Source organism: Vibrio ouci, from assembly GCF_004551525.1.
Classification (GTDB): Bacteria; Pseudomonadota; Gammaproteobacteria; order Enterobacterales; family Vibrionaceae; genus Vibrio; species Vibrio ouci.
Genome location: NZ_SATR01000449.1, coordinates 1 through 305 on the forward strand (window position 1 = coordinate 1; position 305 = coordinate 305).

The following is a 305-nucleotide window of genomic DNA, read 5'->3' on the forward strand; positions in this document are numbered from 1 at the left end:
CCCGACGAGCTACCAAGCTGCTCCATCCCGCGTCCGTATTCATTGTTAAGCACAATGAGAGCTTTAAATTTGGAGCGACACACGAGGTTCGAACTCGTGACCTCAACCTTGGCAAGGTTGCGCTCTACCAACTGAGCTAGTGTCGCATATTCTCATCAAGAGAATTGGTTGCGAGGACTGATTTGAACCAGTGACCTTCGCGAGGTTTTATGAATAGCTGAGCCCGACGAGCTAGCGAATCACAATACCTTTTAAATTTGGTTGCGGGAGCCGGATTTGAACCGACGACCTTCGGGTTATGAGCC

1 tRNA gene is annotated in these 305 nt (G+C 49.8%); it reads right to left on the reverse strand.

The features are described 5' to 3' along the window. Positions 1–70: 70 nt before the first annotated feature. Positions 71–146: transfer RNA gene (locus tag ELS82_RS26230), tRNA-Gly, on the reverse strand. Between the last annotated feature and the right edge of the window lie 159 nt (positions 147–305).